This is a genomic window from Tenacibaculum profundicola (assembly GCF_057220795.1).
Window position 1 is genome coordinate 2,751,480 of record NZ_CM170137.1, and the last position, 21,385, is coordinate 2,772,864.

22 protein-coding genes are annotated in these 21,385 nt (G+C 34.7%); all 22 read left to right on the forward strand.

The annotated features are described in order from the left end of the window. The first annotated feature begins 270 nt into the window (after nt 1–270). The 22 genes from AC2TDS_RS11780 (at nt 271) to atpG (ending at nt 21,366) form a co-directional block, all read left to right on the forward strand. A complete protein-coding gene (locus tag AC2TDS_RS11780) occupies nt 271–1,719 on the forward strand; it encodes a PSP1 domain-containing protein (protein ID WP_484735786.1) in 1,449 nt (482 codons plus the stop codon). After that, nucleotides 1,694–2,200, forward strand: coding sequence for a gliding motility lipoprotein GldH (gene gldH, locus AC2TDS_RS11785; RefSeq protein ID WP_484735787.1), 507 nt, complete (start codon nt 1,694–1,696; stop codon nt 2,198–2,200). Before AC2TDS_RS11780 ends, gldH begins: the two co-directional genes overlap by 26 nt. After that, nucleotides 2,197–4,512 carry a penicillin-binding protein 1A gene (locus tag AC2TDS_RS11790; RefSeq protein ID WP_484735788.1) on the forward strand — a complete coding sequence of 772 codons (2,316 nt, stop codon included), beginning with the start codon at nt 2,197–2,199 and terminating at the stop codon, nt 4,510–4,512. The genes gldH and AC2TDS_RS11790 overlap by 4 nt, the downstream gene beginning before the upstream one ends. Before the next feature lie 18 nt (nt 4,513–4,530). Continuing rightward, nucleotides 4,531–5,232 carry a CoA transferase subunit A gene (locus tag AC2TDS_RS11795; RefSeq protein WP_484735789.1) on the forward strand — a complete coding sequence of 234 codons (702 nt, stop codon included), beginning with the start codon at nt 4,531–4,533 and terminating at the stop codon, nt 5,230–5,232. Nucleotides 5,233–5,234: 2 nt separating this feature from the next. Continuing rightward, a complete protein-coding gene (locus AC2TDS_RS11800; RefSeq protein WP_484735790.1) occupies nt 5,235–5,891 on the forward strand; it encodes a 3-oxoacid CoA-transferase subunit B in 657 nt (218 codons plus the stop codon). Nucleotides 5,892–5,893: 2 nt separating this feature from the next. Beyond that, nucleotides 5,894–6,124, forward strand: a complete 231-nt coding sequence (locus tag AC2TDS_RS11805) for a hypothetical protein (RefSeq protein ID WP_484735791.1) — start codon at nt 5,894–5,896, stop codon at nt 6,122–6,124. Beyond that, on the forward strand, nt 6,121–6,882 hold the full coding sequence (locus tag AC2TDS_RS11810) for an exodeoxyribonuclease III (protein ID WP_484735792.1): 762 nt from the start codon (nt 6,121–6,123) through the stop codon (nt 6,880–6,882). Before AC2TDS_RS11805 ends, AC2TDS_RS11810 begins: the two co-directional genes overlap by 4 nt. Nucleotides 6,883–6,953: 71 nt before the next feature. Continuing rightward, the gene (locus AC2TDS_RS11815; RefSeq protein WP_484735793.1) at nt 6,954–8,291 is read left to right on the forward strand and encodes a lytic transglycosylase domain-containing protein; all 1,338 of its coding nucleotides are present in this window, start codon (nt 6,954–6,956) and stop codon (nt 8,289–8,291) included. A 250-nt stretch (nt 8,292–8,541) separates the two neighbouring features. Next, nucleotides 8,542–9,531, forward strand: coding sequence for a DUF4837 family protein (locus AC2TDS_RS11820; RefSeq protein WP_484735794.1), 990 nt, complete (start codon nt 8,542–8,544; stop codon nt 9,529–9,531). A 118-nt stretch (nt 9,532–9,649) separates the two neighbouring features. After that, entirely contained in the window at nt 9,650–10,150 is a 501-nt protein-coding gene (locus AC2TDS_RS11825; RefSeq protein ID WP_484735795.1) for a DUF1761 domain-containing protein, read from the forward strand. Nucleotides 10,151–10,264: 114 nt separating this feature from the next. Further along, a complete protein-coding gene (locus tag AC2TDS_RS11830; protein WP_484735796.1) occupies nt 10,265–11,734 on the forward strand; it encodes a DUF5687 family protein in 1,470 nt (489 codons plus the stop codon). Between the two features lie 29 nt (nt 11,735–11,763). After that, nucleotides 11,764–12,459, forward strand: a complete 696-nt coding sequence (locus tag AC2TDS_RS11835) for an ABC transporter ATP-binding protein (protein WP_484735797.1) — start codon at nt 11,764–11,766, stop codon at nt 12,457–12,459. A gap of 473 nt (nt 12,460–12,932) precedes the next feature. Next, nucleotides 12,933–15,182: a type IX secretion system periplasmic lipoprotein PorW/SprE gene (gene porW, locus AC2TDS_RS11840; RefSeq protein ID WP_484735798.1), complete on the forward strand. Its 2,250-nt coding sequence runs from the start codon at nt 12,933–12,935 to the stop codon at nt 15,180–15,182. Nucleotides 15,183–15,207: 25 nt separating this feature from the next. Next, nucleotides 15,208–15,615: a bactofilin family protein gene (locus AC2TDS_RS11845; RefSeq protein ID WP_484735799.1), complete on the forward strand. Its 408-nt coding sequence runs from the start codon at nt 15,208–15,210 to the stop codon at nt 15,613–15,615. Further along, complete coding sequence (locus AC2TDS_RS11850; protein WP_484735800.1) at nt 15,584–15,814, forward strand: AtpZ/AtpI family protein; 231 nt, start codon at nt 15,584–15,586, stop codon at nt 15,812–15,814. The genes AC2TDS_RS11845 and AC2TDS_RS11850 overlap by 32 nt, the downstream gene beginning before the upstream one ends. Further along, nucleotides 15,804–16,187 (forward strand): DUF6168 family protein, encoded by a 384-nt coding sequence (locus tag AC2TDS_RS11855; protein WP_484735801.1) that lies wholly within the window; start codon nt 15,804–15,806, stop codon nt 16,185–16,187. Before AC2TDS_RS11850 ends, AC2TDS_RS11855 begins: the two co-directional genes overlap by 11 nt. 124 nt (nt 16,188–16,311) lie before the next feature. Further along, on the forward strand, nt 16,312–17,430 hold the full coding sequence (gene atpB / locus AC2TDS_RS11860) for a F0F1 ATP synthase subunit A (protein ID WP_484735802.1): 1,119 nt from the start codon (nt 16,312–16,314) through the stop codon (nt 17,428–17,430). Between the two features lie 43 nt (nt 17,431–17,473). Further along, the gene (gene atpE / locus AC2TDS_RS11865; protein WP_093670707.1) at nt 17,474–17,668 is read left to right on the forward strand and encodes an ATP synthase F0 subunit C; all 195 of its coding nucleotides are present in this window, start codon (nt 17,474–17,476) and stop codon (nt 17,666–17,668) included. A 93-nt stretch (nt 17,669–17,761) separates the two neighbouring features. Beyond that, nucleotides 17,762–18,259 (forward strand): F0F1 ATP synthase subunit B, encoded by a 498-nt coding sequence (locus AC2TDS_RS11870; RefSeq protein ID WP_484735803.1) that lies wholly within the window; start codon nt 17,762–17,764, stop codon nt 18,257–18,259. A 14-nt stretch (nt 18,260–18,273) separates the two neighbouring features. Beyond that, the gene (gene atpH / locus AC2TDS_RS11875) at nt 18,274–18,831 is read left to right on the forward strand and encodes an ATP synthase F1 subunit delta (protein ID WP_484735804.1); all 558 of its coding nucleotides are present in this window, start codon (nt 18,274–18,276) and stop codon (nt 18,829–18,831) included. A 20-nt stretch (nt 18,832–18,851) separates the two neighbouring features. Beyond that, entirely contained in the window at nt 18,852–20,432 is a 1,581-nt protein-coding gene (gene atpA / locus AC2TDS_RS11880; RefSeq protein ID WP_484735805.1) for a F0F1 ATP synthase subunit alpha, read from the forward strand. Nucleotides 20,433–20,505: 73 nt separating this feature from the next. Continuing rightward, on the forward strand, nt 20,506–21,366 hold the full coding sequence (atpG, locus tag AC2TDS_RS11885) for an ATP synthase F1 subunit gamma (RefSeq protein ID WP_484735806.1): 861 nt from the start codon (nt 20,506–20,508) through the stop codon (nt 21,364–21,366). Nucleotides 21,367–21,385 lie beyond the last annotated feature (19 nt).

Genomic DNA, 21,385 nt, shown 5'->3' on the forward strand with positions numbered 1-21,385 from the left:
CCCTATAAACCGATGTTTATAGGGTTTTTTTTAATGGTTTAACTATGTCTAGATCTAGAATAGATAGAATATTTTTTACCTTAAAAAAAGAAAGAGAACTACACAAAAAAAATCGATTTTCACATTCCGTTATAATATGTATCTTTACCTATTAGAAAAAGAATGTAGTGGTTAGGGTTATTTAACTAAAAATCAATAATATAAAGAATGTTTTTTGATACTGAAAAGCACTCAGGTTTAAAAAATATTCGTAAAACATAGATATAAATTATGAGTTGTAGCAGTTGCTCAACTAACAAAAATGGCGTTCCAAGAGGGTGTAAAAGCAATGGAAATTGTGCTACAGGAACCTGCGGAAGTGGAAATAAACTAGCTGTTTTTGATTGGTTATCGAATATGACTTTACCATCAGGTGAAGCTCCATTTAATATATACGAAGTACGTTTTAAAAACGGAAGAAAACACTTTTACAAAAACACTGAAAAACTAACTGTTTCGATGGGGGATGTGGTGGCAGTTGAAGGTTCTTCAGGGCACGATGTGGGCATTGTTTCTTTAGCAGGAGAGCTTGTAAAAGTACAAATGAGAAAAAGAAAGGTTGAAAAAGACAGTGATGAAGTAAAAAAAATATACCGAAAAGCATCACAAAAAGATATTGATATTTGGCATAAAGCTAGAGAAAGAGAACAAGAAACACAACGAAAAGGAAGAGAAATTATTAGTAAACTAGGGTTGAAAATGAAACTTTCTGACGTTGAATACCAAGGCGACGGTACCAAGGCGACGTTTTATTATACAGCCGATGACAGGGTAGATTTCCGACAGTTGATTCGTGATTTGGCAAGTGCATTTTCTATTCGAGTGGAAATGCGTCAAGTAGGAATGAGGCAAGAAGCTGCCCGTTTGGGAGGAGTTGGGTCCTGTGGTAGAGAGTTGTGTTGCTCAACATGGCTAACAGATTTCAGAAAGGTAAATACAGCGTCAGCAAGATATCAACAATTATCACTAAATCCTTTAAAACTGGCAGGGCAATGTGGTAAATTGAAGTGTTGTTTGAACTTTGAATTAGACACATATCTTGATGCATTAAAAGAGTTTCCGAAGCAAGACCTTGTTCTTAAAACCGAAAAAGGAGATGCGGTTTATGTGAAAATGGATATTTTTAAAAAATTGGTTTGGTATACGTATAAAGAAGAAAGTTTTAAGTGGTATAAACTATCACTAGAGCAAGTACAAGAAATTATAGAATTAAACGTTAGTAATGAGTTAGGTTCTCCTTTAGAAGAGTATGAATCGGAAATCATTGAAGAACCAAAAGCTGATTTTGAAAATGTTGTAGGCCAAGATAGCCTAACACGTTTTGACACGCCTAAAAAACCAAGAAGATCTAGAAGAAAGGGTAAAAAAACAGTGAATGTAGCAGTAAAAACTAATAAAAGAGTTGAAACTAAGACAAAACAAGGACCAACACCTCAAAAGAATAAAACAACTAAAAAAGCACAGAACAAACCCGATTTAGAAAGAAAAAAAGTAGATAAGAGAAAGGGTACAAAAACTGTTAATAAAGCTAAAGACAATAAACCCGCGCAAGAAAATAAATCCAATCAAAAGAAAACACCGCAGGGAAATAAACCAAACACGAATAAAAGAAGAAGAAATAACAATAAAAGAAGAAATAACAACGGTGGTAATAATGCTGAGAATAATCAACAAAAATAAAACACTATTAGTACTTGTTATACTGACTTTTTTGATATCGTCATGTGATAAAATGAGAGTTTTTGATGAATACATACCGGTACATAATCAAAAATGGAGCAAGCAGAATACATTAGAATTCACTTTTTCTACCAACGACAGCATACAAAAACACCATCTTTTCATAAATATCAGAAACGATAAAAACTACGCGTTCAGTAACTTGTTTGTCATAGCACAGCTGAACTTTCCCGATGGAAATATAGTGTCAGACACCTTAGAATATGACATGGCTGATGCTACCGGTAAATTTCTAGGTGAAGGCTTTACAGATATTAAAGAAAACAAACTTTTTTATAAAGAAAACATAACATTTCCTACACAAGGAAGCTATACCTTTAAAATACGACAAGCCATGAGAAAAAATGGCGAAATTGATGGAATAGAGGAATTAGAAGGAATTACCCATGTTGGATTTAGAATTGAAAAAACAGAAAAATGACAGAAGAGAAAACAACCAACTTTCGCAAGTATATTAAATGGTTTTGGAAAATTTCTATAGGAGGCTTTCTTTTTATTTGCCTAATGTTTCTATTAGCTTCTTGGGGAGCGTTTGGAGCGTTGCCTACTTTTGAAGAACTAGAAAACCCAAAAAGTGATTTAGCTACCCAAGTTATTTCTGCAGACGGAAAAGTAATTGGAAGTTACTATGTGAAAGCCAACAGAAAACCTATTCGATACAAAGACTTACCTCAGAATTTAGTCAAAGCATTAATAGCCACCGAAGATGAACGGTTTTACGAACATTCAGGAATCGATTTTAAAGGTACAGCCAGAGCCATAGCAAAACTGGGTGCTGGCGGTGGAGCGAGTACTATAACGCAACAATTGGCGAAAAACCTCTTTACCAAAAGAGCTTCTTCTAACAAAATTATTAGATTAATTCAGAAATTTAAAGAATGGGTAGTGTCAGTAAAACTTGAACGTCAATATACCAAGGAAGAAATCATTACCATGTATTTGAATACGCAAGGGTTCTTGTATCACGCTACAGGAATACGATCGGCTGCTCGAATTTATTTTGGAAAAGAACCGAAAGATTTAGACCTCCAGGAATCAGCTATTTTAGTGGCAATGTTAAAAAATCCTCGTCAATACAACCCGCGTAGAGAACGTTCAAAGAAAAAATCATTGCAGCGAAGAAACGTTGTGTTTGCCCAAATGGCTAAAAACGAATCTATCACACAAGAAGAAAAAGACTCACTGCAAAAGCTACCATTAAAAATAAACTTTACACCTGAAAGCCATAGCGATGGTTTAGCGACATATTTTAGAGAGAACTTAAAACAGCTGCTAAAAGAATGGGCAAAGAAAAACCCTAAACCAAACGGCGAAGCTTATAACATTTATAAAGATGGGTTAAAAGTATATGTAACAATAGACTCTAGAATGCAACAGTATGCAGAAGAATCGCTAAAAGCACATATGACAAACCTACAATCTTTCTTTGATAAAGAGCAAAAGAAGAATAGAACAGCTCCTTTTTACGGTTTAGAAAAAGAAGAGATTGCTAGAACAATCAGAAGAGCTAAACAACAATCTTCTCGTTACAAACGCATGAAAGCAAAGGGGAAATCGGAAAAAGAAATAGACAAAAGTTTCCGAACAGAGACTGATATGAGAGTGTTTTCATGGAAAGGAGAAAGAGATACTGTAATGACACCCTATGACTCTATACGTTACTATAAACAATTTTTACGTTCTGGTTTAGTGTCGATAGAGCCTCAAACGGGCCATATCAAAGCATGGGTTGGCGGGATTGGCCATAAGTATTTTAAATATGATGCGGTACAACAACAAAAGCGACAAGTAGGGTCTACCTTTAAACCCTTTGTATATGCTACGGCAATCAATCAGCTGAAAATGTCGCCTTGTGATAAGCTTCCTAATACACCTTATACAATACCAAAAGAAAAGTATGGAATGCCAAAAGATTGGACTCCCGAAAACGTTGATAAAAAGTATGGAGGCGAATTATCGCTAAAAGATGCACTCGCAAGATCAACTAATGTTATTACCGCCCGACTTATTGATATGGTATCACCGATAAACGTAGCACGTTTGGCAGAATCGGCTGGAATCAAATCTAAAATAGAGGCAAATCCATCTATAGCATTAGGTTCTGTTGACCTAAGTCTGTTAGAAATGGTAAGCGCGTATTCTACTTTTGCAAATAAAGGATTGCGCGTTACACCGATGATGATTACGCGAATTGAAGATAAAAACGGAACGGTTTTAGAAGAATTTGTTCCTGAAACTAAAGAGGTGTTAAGCGAAGAATCTGCCTATGTTATTTTAGAGCTAATGAAAGGAGTTACACAATCCGGTTCAGGAGCAAGGTTGAGATCCCAATACAATAAAAGAAAAGAAGCTATTACCGGATTTCCATACAAGTATACAAATCCGATAGCAGGAAAAACAGGAACAACACAAAATCAATCAGATGGTTGGTTTATGGGCGTTGTACCCAATCTGGCTACAGGAGTTTGGACCGGTGGAGAGGACAGAGCAACCCATTTTTATGGTATTGGAATGGGGCAGGGAGCCACTATGTCATTGCCTACTTGGGCATTATTTATGAAAAAATGTTATGAAGATAAAACACTGGAGATCAGTAAAGAAGATTTCGATAAACCTGAGGGAGAACTGTTTATTGATGTAGATTGTGATAAAGAAGTGGTGCCTGAAGAAGAACAGGAAAAGGAAGGCGAAAAGAAAAATAAAGAAGAAGAAGAAGAAGACACAGATTTTTAAACAGTAACGAACAACAATATGATTAATAAAAAAGTAAATAACGTACAAGAAGCTGTTGCTGGTATAAAAGACAGAATGACACTTATGTTGGGCGGATTTGGGTTATGTGGAATTCCTGAAAATGCCATCGCAGAGCTTGTTCGAATAGGAGTAAAAGAAGTTACATGTATCTCAAATAATGCGGGAGTTGATGATTTTGGATTAGGACTTTTATTACAAAACCGTCAAATAAAGAAGATGATATCGTCGTATGTGGGAGAAAATGATGAATTTGAGCGTCAAATGCTGTCTGGTGAATTAGAAGTAGAGTTAACACCACAAGGAACATTGGCAGAGAAATGTAGGGCAGCGCAAGCTGGATTTCCAGCGTTTTATACCCCAGCAGGCTATGGTACAGAAGTAGCGGAAGGAAAGGAAACAAGAGAATTTGATGGTAAAATGTATGTGTTGGAGCCCGCTTTTAAAGCGGATTATGCTTTTGTAAAGGCATGGAAAGGAGATGCAGCTGGGAACCTTATTTTTAAAGGAACTTCCAAAAACTTTAATCCTAATATGTGTGGCGCAGCAACTATAACAGTAGCGGAAGTAGAAGAATTAGTTCCTGTGGGTGAATTGGACCCAAATCAAGTTCATATTCCTGGAATATTTGTACAACGTATTTTCCAAGGAGAGAACTACGAGAAAAGAATTGAACAACGCACAGTAAGACAAAGAAATTAATTATGGCTCTAGATAAAAACGGAATCGCTAAACGAATAGCAAAAGAAGTAAGAAACGGGTATTATGTGAACCTAGGAATTGGAATTCCTACCTTAGTAGCCAATTTTGTTAGAGATGACATAGAAGTCGAATTTCAAAGTGAAAACGGAGTCTTAGGCATGGGGCCATTTCCATTTGAAGGTGAAGAAGATGCCGATATCATCAATGCAGGAAAACAAACTATCACTGCATTACCAGGGGCTAGTTTCTTTGATTCAGCAACTAGTTTTTCAATGATTAGAGGTAAACACGTGCATTTGACTATTTTAGGAGCTATGGAAGTTGCCGAAAATGGTGATATTGCTAACTGGAAAATACCAGGAAAGATGGTTAAAGGTATGGGAGGTGCTATGGATTTAGTAGCGAGTGCAGATAATATCATCGTAGCAATGATGCATACCAATAAAAGAGGAGAGTCTAAGTTGCTTAAAAAGTGTTCTTTACCACTGACGGGAGTTGGATGCGTTACGAAAATAGTGACTAATCTTGCCGTCTTAGAAATCAAAAACAATGCATTTCACCTATTAGAGAGAGCGCCAGGGGTTTCTGTAGAGGAAATTCAAACAGCAACAGAAGGGACCTTGATAATCAATGGTGATATTCCAGAAATGGATAGTTAATAATGAACGTATTAAAAAGAATGCATAGGGTTGTATACCCTATTTTAATCGTTGTTTTTTTATTGTTAATAGAAAAAACCACTAGCCTGGAACCTTCTTGGTTAAAGTTTCCAATAGCTATTGGGTTAGCCTATTTTTTATCACCTAGAAAAAAGATAATAGAAACGAAAAACGGAAAGAGAACCCAACTTGTTTGGATTTTTCTTAAAAAGCCAATTTATTTAGATTCATGAAGATAATTTCATACAATGTAAACGGTATAAGAGCTGCCATAAAAAAAGGATTTTTAGATTGGTTGCAACAGGCAAACCCTGATGTTATATGTATTCAAGAAACAAAGGCACAACCAGAGCAATTAAATCCTACAGATTTTGAGTTGGCAGGATATCCATATCAATACTGGTTTTCAGCACAAAAGAAAGGCTATTCTGGTGTTGCAGTATTTTGTAAAGAAAAACCCAAACATATTGCCTACGGTACTGGAATTGAAACTATGGACTTTGAAGGAAGGAACCTTCGTATAGACTATGATGAGGTGTCTATCATGAGTTTATATTTACCGTCTGGAACAAACAATGCACGATTGGATTTTAAGTTCACCTATATGGATGAATTTCAAGAGTACGTGAATCAGTTAAAGAAGGAGGTGCCGAATTTAGTAATCTGCGGTGATTATAACATTTGTCATGAAGAAATTGATATTCACAATCCGAAAATGAAAGGTGTTTCTGGGTTTTTACCAGAAGAACGAGAATGGATTGGAAATTTTATAGGGAATGGATTTATTGATAGTTTTCGTCATCTAAATAAAGAACCAAATCATTACAGTTGGTGGAGTTATAGAGCAAATTCAAGAGCGAACAATAAAGGTTGGCGTATTGACTATTGCATGGTTGCAGAGCCCTTAAAGAATAGTATAACAAGAGCCTATATACTGCCCGAAGCGAAACACTCAGATCACTGTCCTATTGTGGTTGAATTAGATGTTTAATATAATCAAGATACCTAGGTAATGACTGGTTGCTTAGCAGTTAGTTATCTTTGTTTCTTATCGTAACAAAAATGAAAAAACTACGAAAACTACTCCTAATATTAGTTGCTACAAAAATGATAGCACAAGAACCTATGGTCAACCATCAGGTATCTAAAGACAGTGTGCATATAGCGATAGATTCAGCTTTCATAGCTAAAGATTCAGTGATACATAAACAAGCTGAAGACTTGTTTTCCGATACTGATTTAAAAACAATAGATAGTTTATTACTAGAAGAGAAGTTGAGTTCATCGTTGTACGATAGTATTCAATACGTGATTAATGATAAAGATATCAATACCAATACTACGGAGTTTTTATCTACAGAATTGTTGAAAAAACGATTGACTGCTCTAGAAGCCAATACACCATTTAACTTAGCGTATAACCCTGCATTAGAAAAGGTGATCAACAGCTATTTAAAACATAGAAAAAAATACTACCCTGCATTAATGGCAAAAGCCAAGTATTATTTTCCTATGTTTGAACAGTATTTAGATCAATATGATGTTCCCATAGAAATGAAGTATCTGGCCATTGTTGAATCTGCCTTACGACCCAATGCGCGTTCGTATGTTGGAGCAACTGGCTTATGGCAATTTATGTATGCCACCGGAAAACAATTTGACCTGAAGGTTAGTTCTTATGTTGATGAAAGACGAGATCCTGTCAAATCAACGATTGCAGCCTGTAAATATTTAAGTCAGTTATATAAAATTTTTGATGATTGGGATCTAGCCTTAGCAGCATATAATTCAGGGCCTGGAAATGTATTGAAAGCCATAAAAAGATCGGGAGGACGTAAGAATTACTGGAATATTCGTCCATTCCTTCCAAGGGAAACAGCAGGTTATGTTCCTGCATTTTATGCAACAATGTATATTTTTGAGTATGCCGAAAACCACGGTTTACATCCAGAGCAACCTAAGATATTTCATATAGAAACAGATACAGTTCGTATAAAGAGAACCATTAGCTTTGATCAAATTTCAGAAAAGATTGGAGTAGAGCGTAACTCCATTTCATTTTTAAATCCAGCGTATAAATTAGACATAATCCCTTATGTCAAGGAAAGAAACTACGCCGTTCGTTTACCGCGAAAAGCGATGTTTGACTTCTTAGATAAAGAAAAGGAAATCTATGCATTAGCTGATGAAGAGGATGCAAAACGAGAAAAACCACTCCCTAAATACTTTGAAATGGATAAGCGCATACGATACAAGGTGCGCTCTGGAGATTATTTAGGTAAAATAGCAAATAAATATGGCGTGCGAGTTAAAGATATTAAAAGATGGAATAGATTGCGATCTAATCATTTAAAAATAGGGCAACGCTTAAGTATTTACCCCAAAAAACTAGCAATCTAAAAACCTTTTTAGAAGGAAAATAGCATGACCAATGCCCAAAATGGTATCTATGTGAATAGCCAAGGCCTCATAAGAGGTTATTGGAAAAAATATCTTTTAATTTTTGTTCAACAAATGAAAGAATGGAACAATATTTGGGGTGTAGTAAGTCTAAAACGACAAATAAAATTAGAAAAATACAAAAGCTTGTTTTTGAAATTGAAGGTATTTTAAATTCTTCATTGATAACAAGACATAAAAATTTAAACACATGAGAAACAGTATCGCATTTTTAATACTATTATTTCTATTCAGTTCTTGTAAACAAGACGGTAAAGGAGGTTATGTATTACCGTCGTCTACAGGAAACACCAATAGAATATTGATTGTCATCAAAGGCAACGATTGGGATGGTAAAATAGGTGATGAAATCCGAAGAGTTTTTGGAGAACATCAAGTAGGATTACCACAACCAGAAACATTATTGTCGGTAGGGCAAGTAGACCCTTCAGGCTTTAAAGGGTTTATGAGAAATGGAAAGGCTGTGTTAATCATAAAAAAGGGTAAAGATGAGGCTATAACGGTAGAAAAAAATAGACATGCTTCCCCTCAAATATTTGTTCATGCCACGGCTAAAGACGAACAAGGATTGATACACTTAATAAAAAATCGAGGAAAAGAGATTATTAAAATATTCAAAGAGGAAGACATCAAGTTTATTCAAAAGATATTTAGAAAGGAACGTATTGATGAAACCAAGTTTAAAACATTGAAAAACTTAGGGATTACGATGAGCATACCTAAAAGATTTAATTTAGTGGATGATACTGGAAACTTTCTATGGCTTCGTCAGCGCTTAAAAAGCGGTATAGCTAGGGGCGATGGAACCAATAATATACTGGTATATAGTATTCCATTAAAAAATCAGGTAAACATCGTTGATAATATCACATTGGTAAGAGACTCTATAGGTGAAAAATTTATACCAGGAAGTAGAGAAGGAATGTATATGATAACTGAAAAAGCATACACACCGTTTACGTTTGATACCATAATAGATGGTAAAAAAGCATATGAAACTAGAGGGAAATGGGAAGTAAAGAATGATTATATGGCGGGGCCCTTTTTAAATTACACAGTGGTTGATAAAAAGAATAACCGTTTGGTAATCTTTGAAGGATTCACCTATGCTCCTTCTGTAAATAAAAGAGACTTTATGTTCGAATTGGAAGCAATAGGAAAGTCAATGAAGATAAACTAATAAGAAGTAAATTTATATACTACATTTTAATGCTTAATTGGCATTAGTAAAAAAGCATCGAGATTCACTTGATGCTTTTTTGTTATATTTGAGACAACTAACCTAAAAACTTAATAGAATGCAAACAAATTTTTTAGCAATAATAGGCGCTGCTTTTGTCCCTATGATAATGGGCTTTATTTGGTATGGTCCAAAGCTTTTTCAAAAAGCATGGATGAAAGAAATGAATTTTACTGAAAAAGATCTTGAAGGCACCAACATGGCCATGGTTCTAGGATTGTCTTTTGTGTTCAGCTTTATCCTCGCTTTTTTCTTGCAAATGGTCGTTATACACCAATGGGGCGTTGCTTCCATCTTGGCAGGTGAATCCGGGTTTAGCCAGCAAAAAGGAGGTGGATATGCATATTTTCAAGAGTTCATGGCTAATTTTGGAGACCGATTTAGATCCTTTAAGCACGGTGCGTTGCACGGGGCGGTAATGGGTTTTTTCGCGGTTTTACCGATTTTAGGAACTAAAGGGTTATTTGAGAGAAAATCATTTAGGTATTTAGCCATTGATATTGGCTTTTGGATTGTCAGCCTTGCGCTTATGGGCGGTATAGTGTGCCAATGGGCATAGTTCGAATCGCACTATTTTAACAATTTATGGCATCAATAGATAATATTGATGCTTTTTTTGTAACAAAATCTCTTAAATGACTACATATAAACATCTATCTAACTATAAACGAATATGATTTCACATTTTTTAAACCTAGAATGGAAGCAGTTTTTTCGGTCTTCGAGTTTCGGGAAGAGTATCGCTCTAAACATTATAATGGGGTTTTTTGCCTTATATTTTATCGTGTCATTTTTAGCGATTGGAGCGGGAGGGTATTACATAATAAAGGATAAAGTACCCAATATTGACCCTTTTGTACTTGTGAATAAGTTGTTGATTTTTGCGTTGATTGCAGACCTGATTTTTCGCTATTTAATGCAAAAACTGCCAGTAATGAATATTAAACCTTTGTTATTGCTACCCATCAAAAAAAGTAAGTTGGTGCATTATGTACTAGGCAAATCAGCTTTTTCAGTATTTAATATACTACCCTTGTTTTTTTATGTGCCGTTTGCTCTAGTTTTGATAAAAGAAGGGTATGATGTATCAGGGGTTTTAGGATGGTTATTTTTAATGATTGTGTTAGTACAATCCTTAAACCTTACGAATTTTTTGATTAATAAAAATAATATAGCTCTTGGTATGTTGATTGGGTTATTAGGGGTATTGTATGTATCATATCAATACGATATTGCCGATATAACTGGTTTTTTCGGAAACCTTTTTCAATCAGTTTACAATACACCTTTACTGTCATTAATTTCGTTGCCTTTAGTAGTGGTATTGTATTATGTAAATTACAAACAATTACTTGATAAAGTATATTTAGACGATGCGATTGCAAGTACAGCTGTTGAGGTAAAAACAATAGACCTTTCATGGATTGAAAAGTTTGGTGAAGTAGCGCCTTTTATAAAAAATGACATCAGACAAATTTGGAGAAATAAAAGAACTAAAACAGTTTTTCTAATGTCCTTTCTGTTTTTATTTTATGGGGTAATCTTTTTTGGTAACCCAACCTATGAAGAAGGGGCTCCTGCCTTTTTAATTTTTGCAGCTCTTTTCGTTACAGGAGGTTTTACCATTAATTACGGGCAATTCATTCCTGCCTGGGACAGTGAGTACTACAAAATGATCATGAGCCAAAATATACGTTATAGAACGTTTTTAGACAGTAAGTGGCACTTAATGGTGGTGATTACGTCTTGTTTGTATTTTTTGAGTCTTCCTTACCTCTATTATGGTCTAGATACGTTTTTAATGATTACGGCGGGGGCTATTTTTAATATCGGTTTCAACTCATTGTTTTTATTGTATGCAGGCTCATTTAATAGAAAAAGAATAGATTTAAGTAAAAGTGGCTTTTCAAATACACAAGGAACAAGTGCTACACAGTTTTTGATTATCATTCCAATAATGCTACTACCCATGTTATTGTTTTGGGTGTTTAATAAATTTATTGGGTTTACTGCCGGTGTTACTGCTATAGCAGCGGTTGGAGTTATAGCACTCGCAAGTAAAAACTTCTTTATGAATATTATAGAACGTAAGTACATAAAAGATAAATATGCAACAATACATGCATTCAATCAAAAATCGTAAAAACTAGTCTTTAACAAATTTCAGAAATAATGATTACAGTAAACAGCATAACCAAAAAATACGGTGGAACACAAGTTTTAAATATTGAATCTTTAGAGATTCCAACTGGCCAATCTTTCGGGTTAGTTGGAAACAATGGAGCAGGGAAAACAACGTTGTTTAATATCTTGTTAGATTTAATAAGGCCTACAACAGGTGAAATTTCCAACCATAATATTATCGTAAACAAAAGTGAAGATTGGAAAACCTTTACAGGGTCATTTATCGATGAAAGTTTTTTAATTGGGTATTTAACACCCGAAGAATATTTTGAGTTTATTGGTGACTTAAGAGGTATGAACAAAGCAGATGTGCTATCTTTTTTGTTACAATTTGAGGAGTTTTTTAACGGAGAGATTCTTGGAAAGAGAAAATACCTTAGAGATTTGAGTAAAGGTAATCAGAAAAAAGTAGGTATTGTTGCAGCAATGATGGGAAACCCTCAAGTAATAATTTTAGATGAACCTTTTGCTAATCTTGATCCAACTACGCAGATACGATTGAAAAAATTAATTAGAACACTTACTGAAAATAAAGAAATAACCGTGCTAATTTCTAGTCATGATTTAAGCCATGTAACCGAAGTTTGTGAAAGAATAATGGTGTTAGATAAAGGAAACGCGGTGAGAGATATAAGCACCTCTAATGCAACATTACAAGAGTTGGAAAGCTATTTTTCAGTATAGCTATACATACACAGGGTTTAACATACAAGTTTGAGTAAGATTAGAAGGGGCGTTTTTTACATGGTTGTAAGCATATAATCTTATAACAACATGTATTTGTGATGGCTACAACCCTGTCTTTATAATTAAAACGTATTCATTTATATGCCTTGATTTATATGAAATCATAGACTTTGTATTAGAGTGTACACACTAGATATTTTCGTTGTAATTTAGTGAGAAAACAGTTCGTTGATTTTAATCATCTGTATAATAGCTGGTTGCATTCGTTGTTAAAATAAAATATAACAAGGTGTAAAAATTCTCAACAATTGAGTACAAAGATGTAAAGTTGACGTGTCAATTGGCAGCAAGCAGATATTTTAAAATGAGCTTTTACAAATCATGCCAGTTTTCCTTATTTATTACTATTTTTACGCTCTTACACACAATAACTTAAACGAATCGTTGTTGTAAAGTAAATGCGTATTTTTATGAAAAAACTATCCAATATATTAGTTTTCAGTATAATTCTTGTGATCGGTGTGTCGTGCAGCGTAAAGAAGGATACTTTTATAAATCGCAATTTCCATGCATTGACTACAAAATACAATGTTTTGTTTAACGGAGAACAGGCATATTTAAAGGGATTAGAGGAAATTGAGGATAAACACAAAGATAATTTTTGGAAAAGACTGCAAATAGAACCTATTACTTTTGACGAAAAGAAAATAGTAGTCACTGTTCTGAAACCAGGAACTGACTTTAACAGCAAAGAAAATGATGATGAAGAAGGAAATAATAATTCAAGTCATTTTGATAAGGCTGAAGAAAAGGCGGTAAAGGCAGTACAAAAACATTCAATGAATATCAATGGATATGAAAGGAATAAACAAATAGATGATGCGTATTTATTGCTGGGAAAAGCAAGATATTATACACAGCGGTTTATTCCAGCCATAGAAGCCTTTAATTATATCATTGCGAACTATCCCAAAGCGAATCTAATTTACGATACAAAAATTTGGAGAGCAAAATCAAATATTCGCCTTGAAAACGAAACATTGGCAATAGAGTCTCTGAATTTGCTTATTCAGCTTGATAAAAATGAAAAAACGCTTACCGATCTGCAGCGAGAAAAAGCGCATACAGCAATGGCAATGGCTTATGAAAAAACAGACACAATTCAGAAAGTAATTGAGCATTTAACCTTGGCAACCCAAACATTTAAGAACAGAGAACAAGCAGCTAGGAATATGTTTATTTTAGGTCAGGTTTATAGTGAGTTAAACAGAAAGGACTCTGCACGAATGGTTTTTACAAATTTAGCAGATCAAAAAAAAGCACCTCAGAAGTATCGTATACGGGCAAGTATAGAATTAGCAAAGAACACTGAAAACGACTCGGCATCGGTACTTGTATTAAGCAGGTTGAAAAAATTGATTAAAAATGCCGATAACCGTAAATTTTTAAATGCGCTGTACTATCAAGCCGGTGTTTTAGAAAAAGGAAGAAGCAAAAGAGAAAATGCGATAGAATACTTTAAAAAATCCTTGAGAGCAAAGGAAAACACCAACTATCAAAAAACCTACGCATACGAGCAATTGGGAAATATGGCTTTTCATAGACGAAACTATGTATTGGCGGGTTCTTATTACGATAGCGTTTTAGAAATTACCTCTAAAACATTTGATCAAGAGAAAAGAATTCGAAGAATTCGAAGAAAAAACAAAGGCCTAACTACGCTTAGAAAATATGAAGAAACGGTAAAGAACAGTGACAGTATTTTAAATGTTGTTGCTATGAGTAAAGAAGAGCAAATACTTTTTTTTGAAAAATATATAGAGAGAATTAAAAAAGAAGATGAAGAGAAGAGGCAACAAATACTAAACGCTCAAAACTTCGGAAATTCGTTTGGGGGGATAGTAGGAGCAGGCACCAGTGGTAATGGTGGTAAATGGTATTTTTACAACCTGAAAAGTGTAGCATATGGTAAGGCAAACTTTCAAGAAACCTGGGGTAACAGAACTTTAGAAGATAATTGGAGGCTATCAGAGAAGAGCAGTAATGCAGAGCGTACTGTTGAGGAGGAAGAAACATCATTAGAACCAGTTAAAGATCCGAGATTTGAATTGTCTACCTATGTAGAAGCGATACCAACAAAACCAGAAGATATACAGAAACTAAAAGAAGACCGTAACGAAGCGTTATATCAATTAGGGTTAATTTATAAAGAACAATTCAAAAATCCACCACTAGCTATTGCTAATCTTGAACGCCTGAGAGAGTTGCGGAAAGATAAAGAACTTGAGCTAGCCATTAGTTATCATCTATACCAATTATATAGTGATGTAAATATCAAGGAAAAGGCAAGTTTTTATAAAGAGATTATACTAAATAAGTATTCAGATACTAAATTCGCACAGTTAATTAGGTCACCCGGTCAAGACTTAAAGGAAGTGGTAAAAGAAGATCGAGTATTGAAAAGGTATAGGCAAATTTATTACCTCTATAGAACAGATAGATTTGAGGAAACGGTGGTCGAAATAGATAAGTTTTCACCATCGATACAAAACTCAAACCTACTCCCTAAATTCGCACTGTTAAGAGCCATGTCAATTGGAAAATATCAAGACAGGGAAACCTATAAAAATGCCTTGGAATTTGTATCTTTAAGTTATACAAATACCGAAGAAGGAAAAAGAGCAGAAGAAATAATGGAGCAATTAAAAAAACAAAAATAACCTTAAATTAAAACACCCTAAAATTATGTTTAGCAAAGAAAGCAAGAAAGCTAGTGACAGATCAGTTTCTGAAAGAAATGTAATAGGTAGAAATACAAAAATCACAGGAGATATCGTTTCTGAAGGAGATTTTAGAATTGATGGAACCCTAGATGGAAATATACAAACAAACGGAAGAGTTATTATTGGCGAAACCGGTTTAATCAAAGGCAAGGCTGAATGCGTGAATGCTGATATTGAAGGGAAATTTTCTGGAGACTTGCAGGTGTCAAACACATTAACAGTAAAGACCAGCGCAAACATATCAGGAGAGGTTGTTGTCGGTAAATTATCAGTAGAACCAGGAGCAACATTTAATGCAACTTGTGCTATGAAAGGAGCCATAAAAGAATTAAAAAAGAATGAGAAAAAAACCGCCGAAAAGACAGCTTAGTAAATTTGTTCGCTTTTCAGGAATAGCTTTTCAAATGGGTCTAACCATTTACCTAGGTAGTTTACTTGGTGAATGGTTAGATACAAAATACCCAAATGACCATCAACTTTACACAAAAATTTGTACACTTGTAGCGGTTTTTGGCGCCATGTTTTCAGTAATTCGCCAAGTATCAAAACTCTCAAAAGATGATGATTAAACGTATTTTACTTTTTGTAACGGCACTGCTTGTTTTTTTGGTAGTAAGCTATTTTCCACATCAATATATACTTCAATCAAAGCAAATACCTCTTGCTTTTTCATTGTTTTCAGTATACTTTTTTCATGCAATCGCTGCTGCCATTGTATACACAATAGTTGAGTTTGTAGCTGAGAAACTACCCAATCAAGCAGGTTATGCTTATTTGGCCTCTGTTTTTTTAAAGATGGGCTTTTTTGTTTTAATTTTTAAAGCGTCCGTTTTTTCTAGCGAAGAACTTTCTAAAGCTGAAAGATTCTCATTAATAATTCCGTTGTTTTTGTTTTTAATAATAGAAGCCGTTTTTATTTCAAAACTACTGAACAGCAAATAGTTTTATTTAAGAAATATTCAAAATCCTGAATAAGAAAACTAAATAAAAAAAGGGTTTGTAGTTTTAATTAATTGTTTACCTTTGCACGGAAATTTAGAGACCATAATTCTATATTTAGCAAGGTATGATGATAGCAAAAAAACCTATCTGTTTTTTAACAATTTTAGTTTTAGTGTTTAGTTCGTTCACAGCATTAGCGAGTGGCGGAGGTACTTCAAGTAAGGGAGAGCAAATAAATACTCCCGAAGGAATAAAAGGATATATTAAACATCACTTGGCAGACTCGCATGATTTTGCCCTGTTTTCGTATACAAACGATGCAGGTGAGCGTAAACATCTCGGATTTCCGCTACCAGTAATTGTTTGGACTAGCGGAGGATTGAAAATGTTTATGTCTTCATCTTTTCATCACAATGATGATGGGAAGTTGGTGGTTGAAAAAGGAGATGTGAAACTAGTAAAGATTCACAGTAAAATTTATGAACTTAATGAAGGTGCAACTGAAGTTGCTTTTGATAAAGATCATCATGCAACCAATGCGCATACAGTGTTAGATTTGTCTATTACAAAGAGTGTTTTTGGAATGCTATTGGCTGGGTTGTTAATGTTGTTAGGTTTTGGTTCGTTGGCTAAGAGTTATAAGAAAGGAGCAATACCAACAGGAATTGGCCGTGTCTTAGAACCTTTAGTGTTATACGTTAGAGATGAAATTGCAAAACCGAATATTGGAGAGAAGCATTACCGTAAATTTATGGGCTTCTTATTAACCGTGTTTTTCTTTATTTGGGTGCTGAACTTATTAGGATTAACGCCATTAGGGTTTAACGTAACTGGGCAAATAGCCGTAACAGTTTGTTTAGCATTGTTCACGTTCTTCATTGTTCAGTTTAGTGGAAACAAAGATTACTGGAAGCATATCTTTTGGATGCCAGGAGTACCAGTGCCAATGAAAATAATATTAGCCCCTATTGAAGTATTAGGGATGCTAACAAAGCCATTCTCTTTACTAATACGTTTGTTCGCAAACATGACCGCAGGTCACTTTGTAGTAATGAGTTTAATTGCCTTAATGATTACCTTAAAGAATCAATTCGGAACGGTTGGTTCAACCAGTATATCGTTAATTTTGGCATTGTTTATTACGGTAATTGAAATATTAGTCGCGTTCTTACAAGCATTTATTTTCACCATGTTGTCATCACTATTTATCGGTATGGCAGTAGAAGAACACGATCATCATTAATTTAGAATAAGAATTTGTTTAATTTATATAAATCATTTTTACTATGGTAACTTACAATTTAATTGGAGCAGGATTAATCGTAATCGGTGGAGGAATCGGATTAGGTCAAATTGGTGGAAAAGCAATGGAAGGAATTGCTCGTCAACCTGAGGCTGCTGGTAAAATCCAAACAGCGATGATTATCATCGGAGCATTATTAGAAGGTTTAGCATTTGGTGCTTTAATCTTAGGGAAATAATTTTCGATAAAACAAAAAAGAACATTTTCCTGTAACGGTTGGTTACAGGAAATGTTTTCAAATTAAACAAAAAACACAATATAATAGTTTAGTATGGATATTTTTAATGATTTTCCGATAGGTTTATTTGTAATGCAAGCAGTTATCTTGCTAGTATTAATTTTCTTGATGGCGAAATTTGCTTGGAAACCTATAATGAACTCCCTTACAGAAAGAGAAGAAGGTATTCAAAATGCATTAGATCAAGCGGAAAATGCTCGTAAAGAGATGCAGAACTTACAAGCTGATAACGATAGATTATTAAAAGAAGCGAGAGCTGAAAGAGATGCAATGTTGAAAGAGGCTCGTGAGATAAAAGAATCGATCATAGGAGAAGCTAAAGAAGAAGCACAAGAGCAAGGTGCAGCTTTAATAGAAAATGCTAAAGCAGCCATAAAGCAAGAGCAGCAAGCTGCAATAGCCGAGCTAAAAAAGAAAGTAGCAGATTTATCAATTGGTATTGCTGAAACAATTGTAAAAAAGGAATTAGCTTCACAAGACGATCAGTTAAAGCTTGTTGAAGGAATGTTAGAAGAGGTTACTTTAAACTAATCAATAGCGAATCAATGAAAGGAGCAAGACCAGCATTACGTTACGCGAAAGCAATTTTGAACTTAGCTAAAGAAACAGGAGATGAAGCTTTAGTAAACGATAACATGGAGTTCATCGTAAATACAATTGCCGAAAGTAGCGATTTATATGTTATGCTTAAAAGCCCTATAATTAGAGCGACAGATAAACATAGAGTTTTAATAGCGCTTTTTGGAGATAAAGTAGACAACATCGTAAAAGGGTTGTTTAACTTATTAGAAGAAAACAAACGTATGATTATGTTAGAAGTTATTGCAAAGCAATACACCATTATCTACGATCATTATAGGAGCATGCAGGTTGCTAAAGTAACCACTGCAGTAAGCTTAACCAAAGAATTAGAAGAAAAGATACACGCTAAAATTGTAGCACTTACAGGAAATAGCGCAAGTATAGAGAACGTAGTAAACCCTAATATTATAGGTGGGTTTATTTTACGTGTTGGAGATGTGCAATACGACGCAAGTATCTCTAGTCAATTTAATGAATTAAGAAGAGTATTTGACAATGGTCATTACATTCCAAAAATTTAATTATCATCAAAAGATATAAGATGGCAGCAATTAAACCAGCTGAAGTATCAGCAATTTTAAAGGAACAATTAACAAATTTCGAAGCGAAAGCTTCGTTAAACGAGGTAGGAACTGTATTACAAGTAGGTGACGGTATTGCGCGTGTATACGGTTTGTCAAATGTACAATATGGTGAATTAGTTGAATTCGATAACGAATTAGAAGGAATCGTATTAAACCTAGAAGAAGATAATGCAGGGGTAGTACTATTAGGAGCTTCTACATCGGTAAGAGAAGGATCTACTGTAAAACGTACGAAAAGAATTGCTTCTTTACAAGCAGGAGAAGGTATTGTAGGTCGTGTTGTTAATACTTTAGGACAACCAATTGATGGTAAAGGACCAATTGAAGGTGAAACTTTTGAAATGCCTCTAGAGCGTAAAGCACCTGGAGTAATTTTCCGTGAGCCTGTAACTGAACCAATGCAAACAGGAATTAAGTCTGTAGATGCAATGATTCCTATTGGACGTGGACAACGTGAGTTAATTATTGGTGATCGTCAAACTGGTAAATCAACCGTTGCTTTAGATACTATCTTAAATCAAAAAGAATTTTATGATGCAGGTGAACCTGTTTATTGTATATATGTAGCCATTGGTCAAAAAGGTTCAACAGTAGCGGGAATCGCTAATATGTTAGAAGAAAAAGGAGCGTTAGCCTATACCACAATTGTGGCAGCAAATGCATCTGACCCGGCTCCAATGCAAGTATATGCACCTTTCGCAGGAGCAGCTATTGGAGAATATTTCCGTGATACTGGTAGACCAGCCTTAATTATCTATGATGATTTATCAAAACAAGCTGTGGCTTACCGTGAGGTATCATTATTATTACGTCGTCCACCAGGACGTGAAGCGTACCCTGGAGACGTATTCTACTTACACTCAAGATTATTAGAGCGTGCAGCTAAGGTGATCAACGATGATTCAATTGCAGTTGAAATGAACGACTTACCAGACTCATTAAAAGGGATGGTAAAAGGTGGAGGATCTTTAACGGCATTGCCAATTATTGAAACACAAGCTGGTGACGTATCTGCCTATATTCCAACAAACGTAATTTCGATTACAGACGGACAAATATTCTTAGAGTCTGATTTATTTAACTCTGGTGTGCGTCCAGCAATTAACGTGGGTATTTCGGTATCTCGTGTAGGAGGTTCAGCACAGATTAAATCAATGAAAAAAGTAGCAGGTACCTTGAAGTTAGATCAAGCTCAATATCGTGAATTAGAAGCATTCGCTAAGTTTGGTTCTGATTTAGATGCAGCTACCATGAATGTAATTTCGAAAGGTAAACGTAATGTTGAGATCTTAAAACAGAATCAAGGAGATCCGTTTACAGTAGAAGATCAAGTAGCAATTATTTATGCAGGATCTAAAAACTTATTGAAAGACGTACCTGTAAATAAAGTAAAAGAATTCGAAAGAGATTATTTAGAGTACTTAAACGCAAAGCACAGAGATGTGTTAGATACTTTAAAAGCAGGTAAATTAACAGATGAAGTAACAGATACTTTAAGAGAAGTAGCGAAAGAAATTTCAGCTAAATTTACAGCGTAATAAATGACTTTTAGTGTTGAGTATTGAGATGGTTTTCTCAATACTCAATACTCAATACTAAATACCTAGTAGTATGGCAAACTTAAAAGAAATACGTAACAGAATTACGTCAATTGGATCAACAATGCAGATTACCTCTGCCATGAAAATGGTATCGGCTGCAAAGTTGAAAAAAGCCCAAGATGCAATTACGGCGATGCGTCCATATTCATCTAAGCTTACTGAGTTATTACAAAGCTTAAGTGCTACTTTAGATAGTGATGCTGGTGGAGCTTATTCTACGCAAAGAGAAGTTAACAAAGTATTAATCGTTACGATAACCTCTAACAGAGGTTTATGTGGTGGTTTTAACACTAATATCATAAAAGGTGCTGTTAGAAGAATCAATGAAGAATATAGTGACGTTTCAGTTGACTTACTAACTATTGGTAAAAAAGGAAACGACATCTTGTCTAAAGAACACAATATTCTTGAAAACAGGAATGAACTTTTTGATGATTTAACATTTAACAATGTTGCTAAAGTTGCAGAACAATTAATGAGTTTATATATAGATGGTTCTTATGATAAAATAGAGATCATTTACAATAGATTCAAAAATGCTGCGACACAAATTGTCGAAGTGGAGCAATTCTTGCCAATTTTACCAGTAGAGGGAGATGCAAATGTGAACTTAGATTATATTTTTGAACCTTCTAAAGAAGAAATCGTACTTGAATTAATACCGAAGTCATTAAAAACACAGTTGTACAAAGCAATACGTGACTCGTTTGCTGCAGAACACGGTGCTCGTATGACTGCAATGCATAAAGCAACCGACAACGCTAAGGAATTACGTGATGAATTATTGTTGAAATACAATAAAGCACGTCAGGCGGCAATTACCAATGAAATCTTGGAAATTGTAGGTGGTGCAGAAGCATTGAATAACTAGAACGTATTACAACATATAT

Coding starts and splice junctions, on each gene's coding strand:
- AC2TDS_RS11780 (WP_484735786.1), top strand. CDS start 271: ATGAGTTGTAGCAGTTGCTCAACTAACAAAAATGGCGTTCCAAGAGGG.
- gldH (WP_484735787.1), top strand. CDS start 1,694: ATGCTGAGAATAATCAACAAAAATAAAACACTATTAGTACTTGTTATA.
- AC2TDS_RS11790 (WP_484735788.1), top strand. CDS start 2,197: ATGACAGAAGAGAAAACAACCAACTTTCGCAAGTATATTAAATGGTTT.
- AC2TDS_RS11795 (WP_484735789.1), top strand. CDS start 4,531: ATGATTAATAAAAAAGTAAATAACGTACAAGAAGCTGTTGCTGGTATA.
- AC2TDS_RS11800 (WP_484735790.1), top strand. CDS start 5,235: ATGGCTCTAGATAAAAACGGAATCGCTAAACGAATAGCAAAAGAAGTA.
- AC2TDS_RS11805 (WP_484735791.1), top strand. CDS start 5,894: ATGAACGTATTAAAAAGAATGCATAGGGTTGTATACCCTATTTTAATC.
- AC2TDS_RS11810 (WP_484735792.1), top strand. CDS start 6,121: ATGAAGATAATTTCATACAATGTAAACGGTATAAGAGCTGCCATAAAA.
- AC2TDS_RS11815 (WP_484735793.1), top strand. CDS start 6,954: ATGAAAAAACTACGAAAACTACTCCTAATATTAGTTGCTACAAAAATG.
- AC2TDS_RS11820 (WP_484735794.1), top strand. CDS start 8,542: ATGAGAAACAGTATCGCATTTTTAATACTATTATTTCTATTCAGTTCT.
- AC2TDS_RS11825 (WP_484735795.1), top strand. CDS start 9,650: ATGCAAACAAATTTTTTAGCAATAATAGGCGCTGCTTTTGTCCCTATG.
- AC2TDS_RS11830 (WP_484735796.1), top strand. CDS start 10,265: ATGATTTCACATTTTTTAAACCTAGAATGGAAGCAGTTTTTTCGGTCT.
- AC2TDS_RS11835 (WP_484735797.1), top strand. CDS start 11,764: ATGATTACAGTAAACAGCATAACCAAAAAATACGGTGGAACACAAGTT.
- porW (WP_484735798.1), top strand. CDS start 12,933: ATGAAAAAACTATCCAATATATTAGTTTTCAGTATAATTCTTGTGATC.
- AC2TDS_RS11845 (WP_484735799.1), top strand. CDS start 15,208: ATGTTTAGCAAAGAAAGCAAGAAAGCTAGTGACAGATCAGTTTCTGAA.
- AC2TDS_RS11850 (WP_484735800.1), top strand. CDS start 15,584: ATGAGAAAAAAACCGCCGAAAAGACAGCTTAGTAAATTTGTTCGCTTT.
- AC2TDS_RS11855 (WP_484735801.1), top strand. CDS start 15,804: ATGATGATTAAACGTATTTTACTTTTTGTAACGGCACTGCTTGTTTTT.
- atpB (WP_484735802.1), top strand. CDS start 16,312: ATGATGATAGCAAAAAAACCTATCTGTTTTTTAACAATTTTAGTTTTA.
- atpE (WP_093670707.1), top strand. CDS start 17,474: ATGGTAACTTACAATTTAATTGGAGCAGGATTAATCGTAATCGGTGGA.
- AC2TDS_RS11870 (WP_484735803.1), top strand. CDS start 17,762: ATGGATATTTTTAATGATTTTCCGATAGGTTTATTTGTAATGCAAGCA.
- atpH (WP_484735804.1), top strand. CDS start 18,274: ATGAAAGGAGCAAGACCAGCATTACGTTACGCGAAAGCAATTTTGAAC.
- atpA (WP_484735805.1), top strand. CDS start 18,852: ATGGCAGCAATTAAACCAGCTGAAGTATCAGCAATTTTAAAGGAACAA.
- atpG (WP_484735806.1), top strand. CDS start 20,506: ATGGCAAACTTAAAAGAAATACGTAACAGAATTACGTCAATTGGATCA.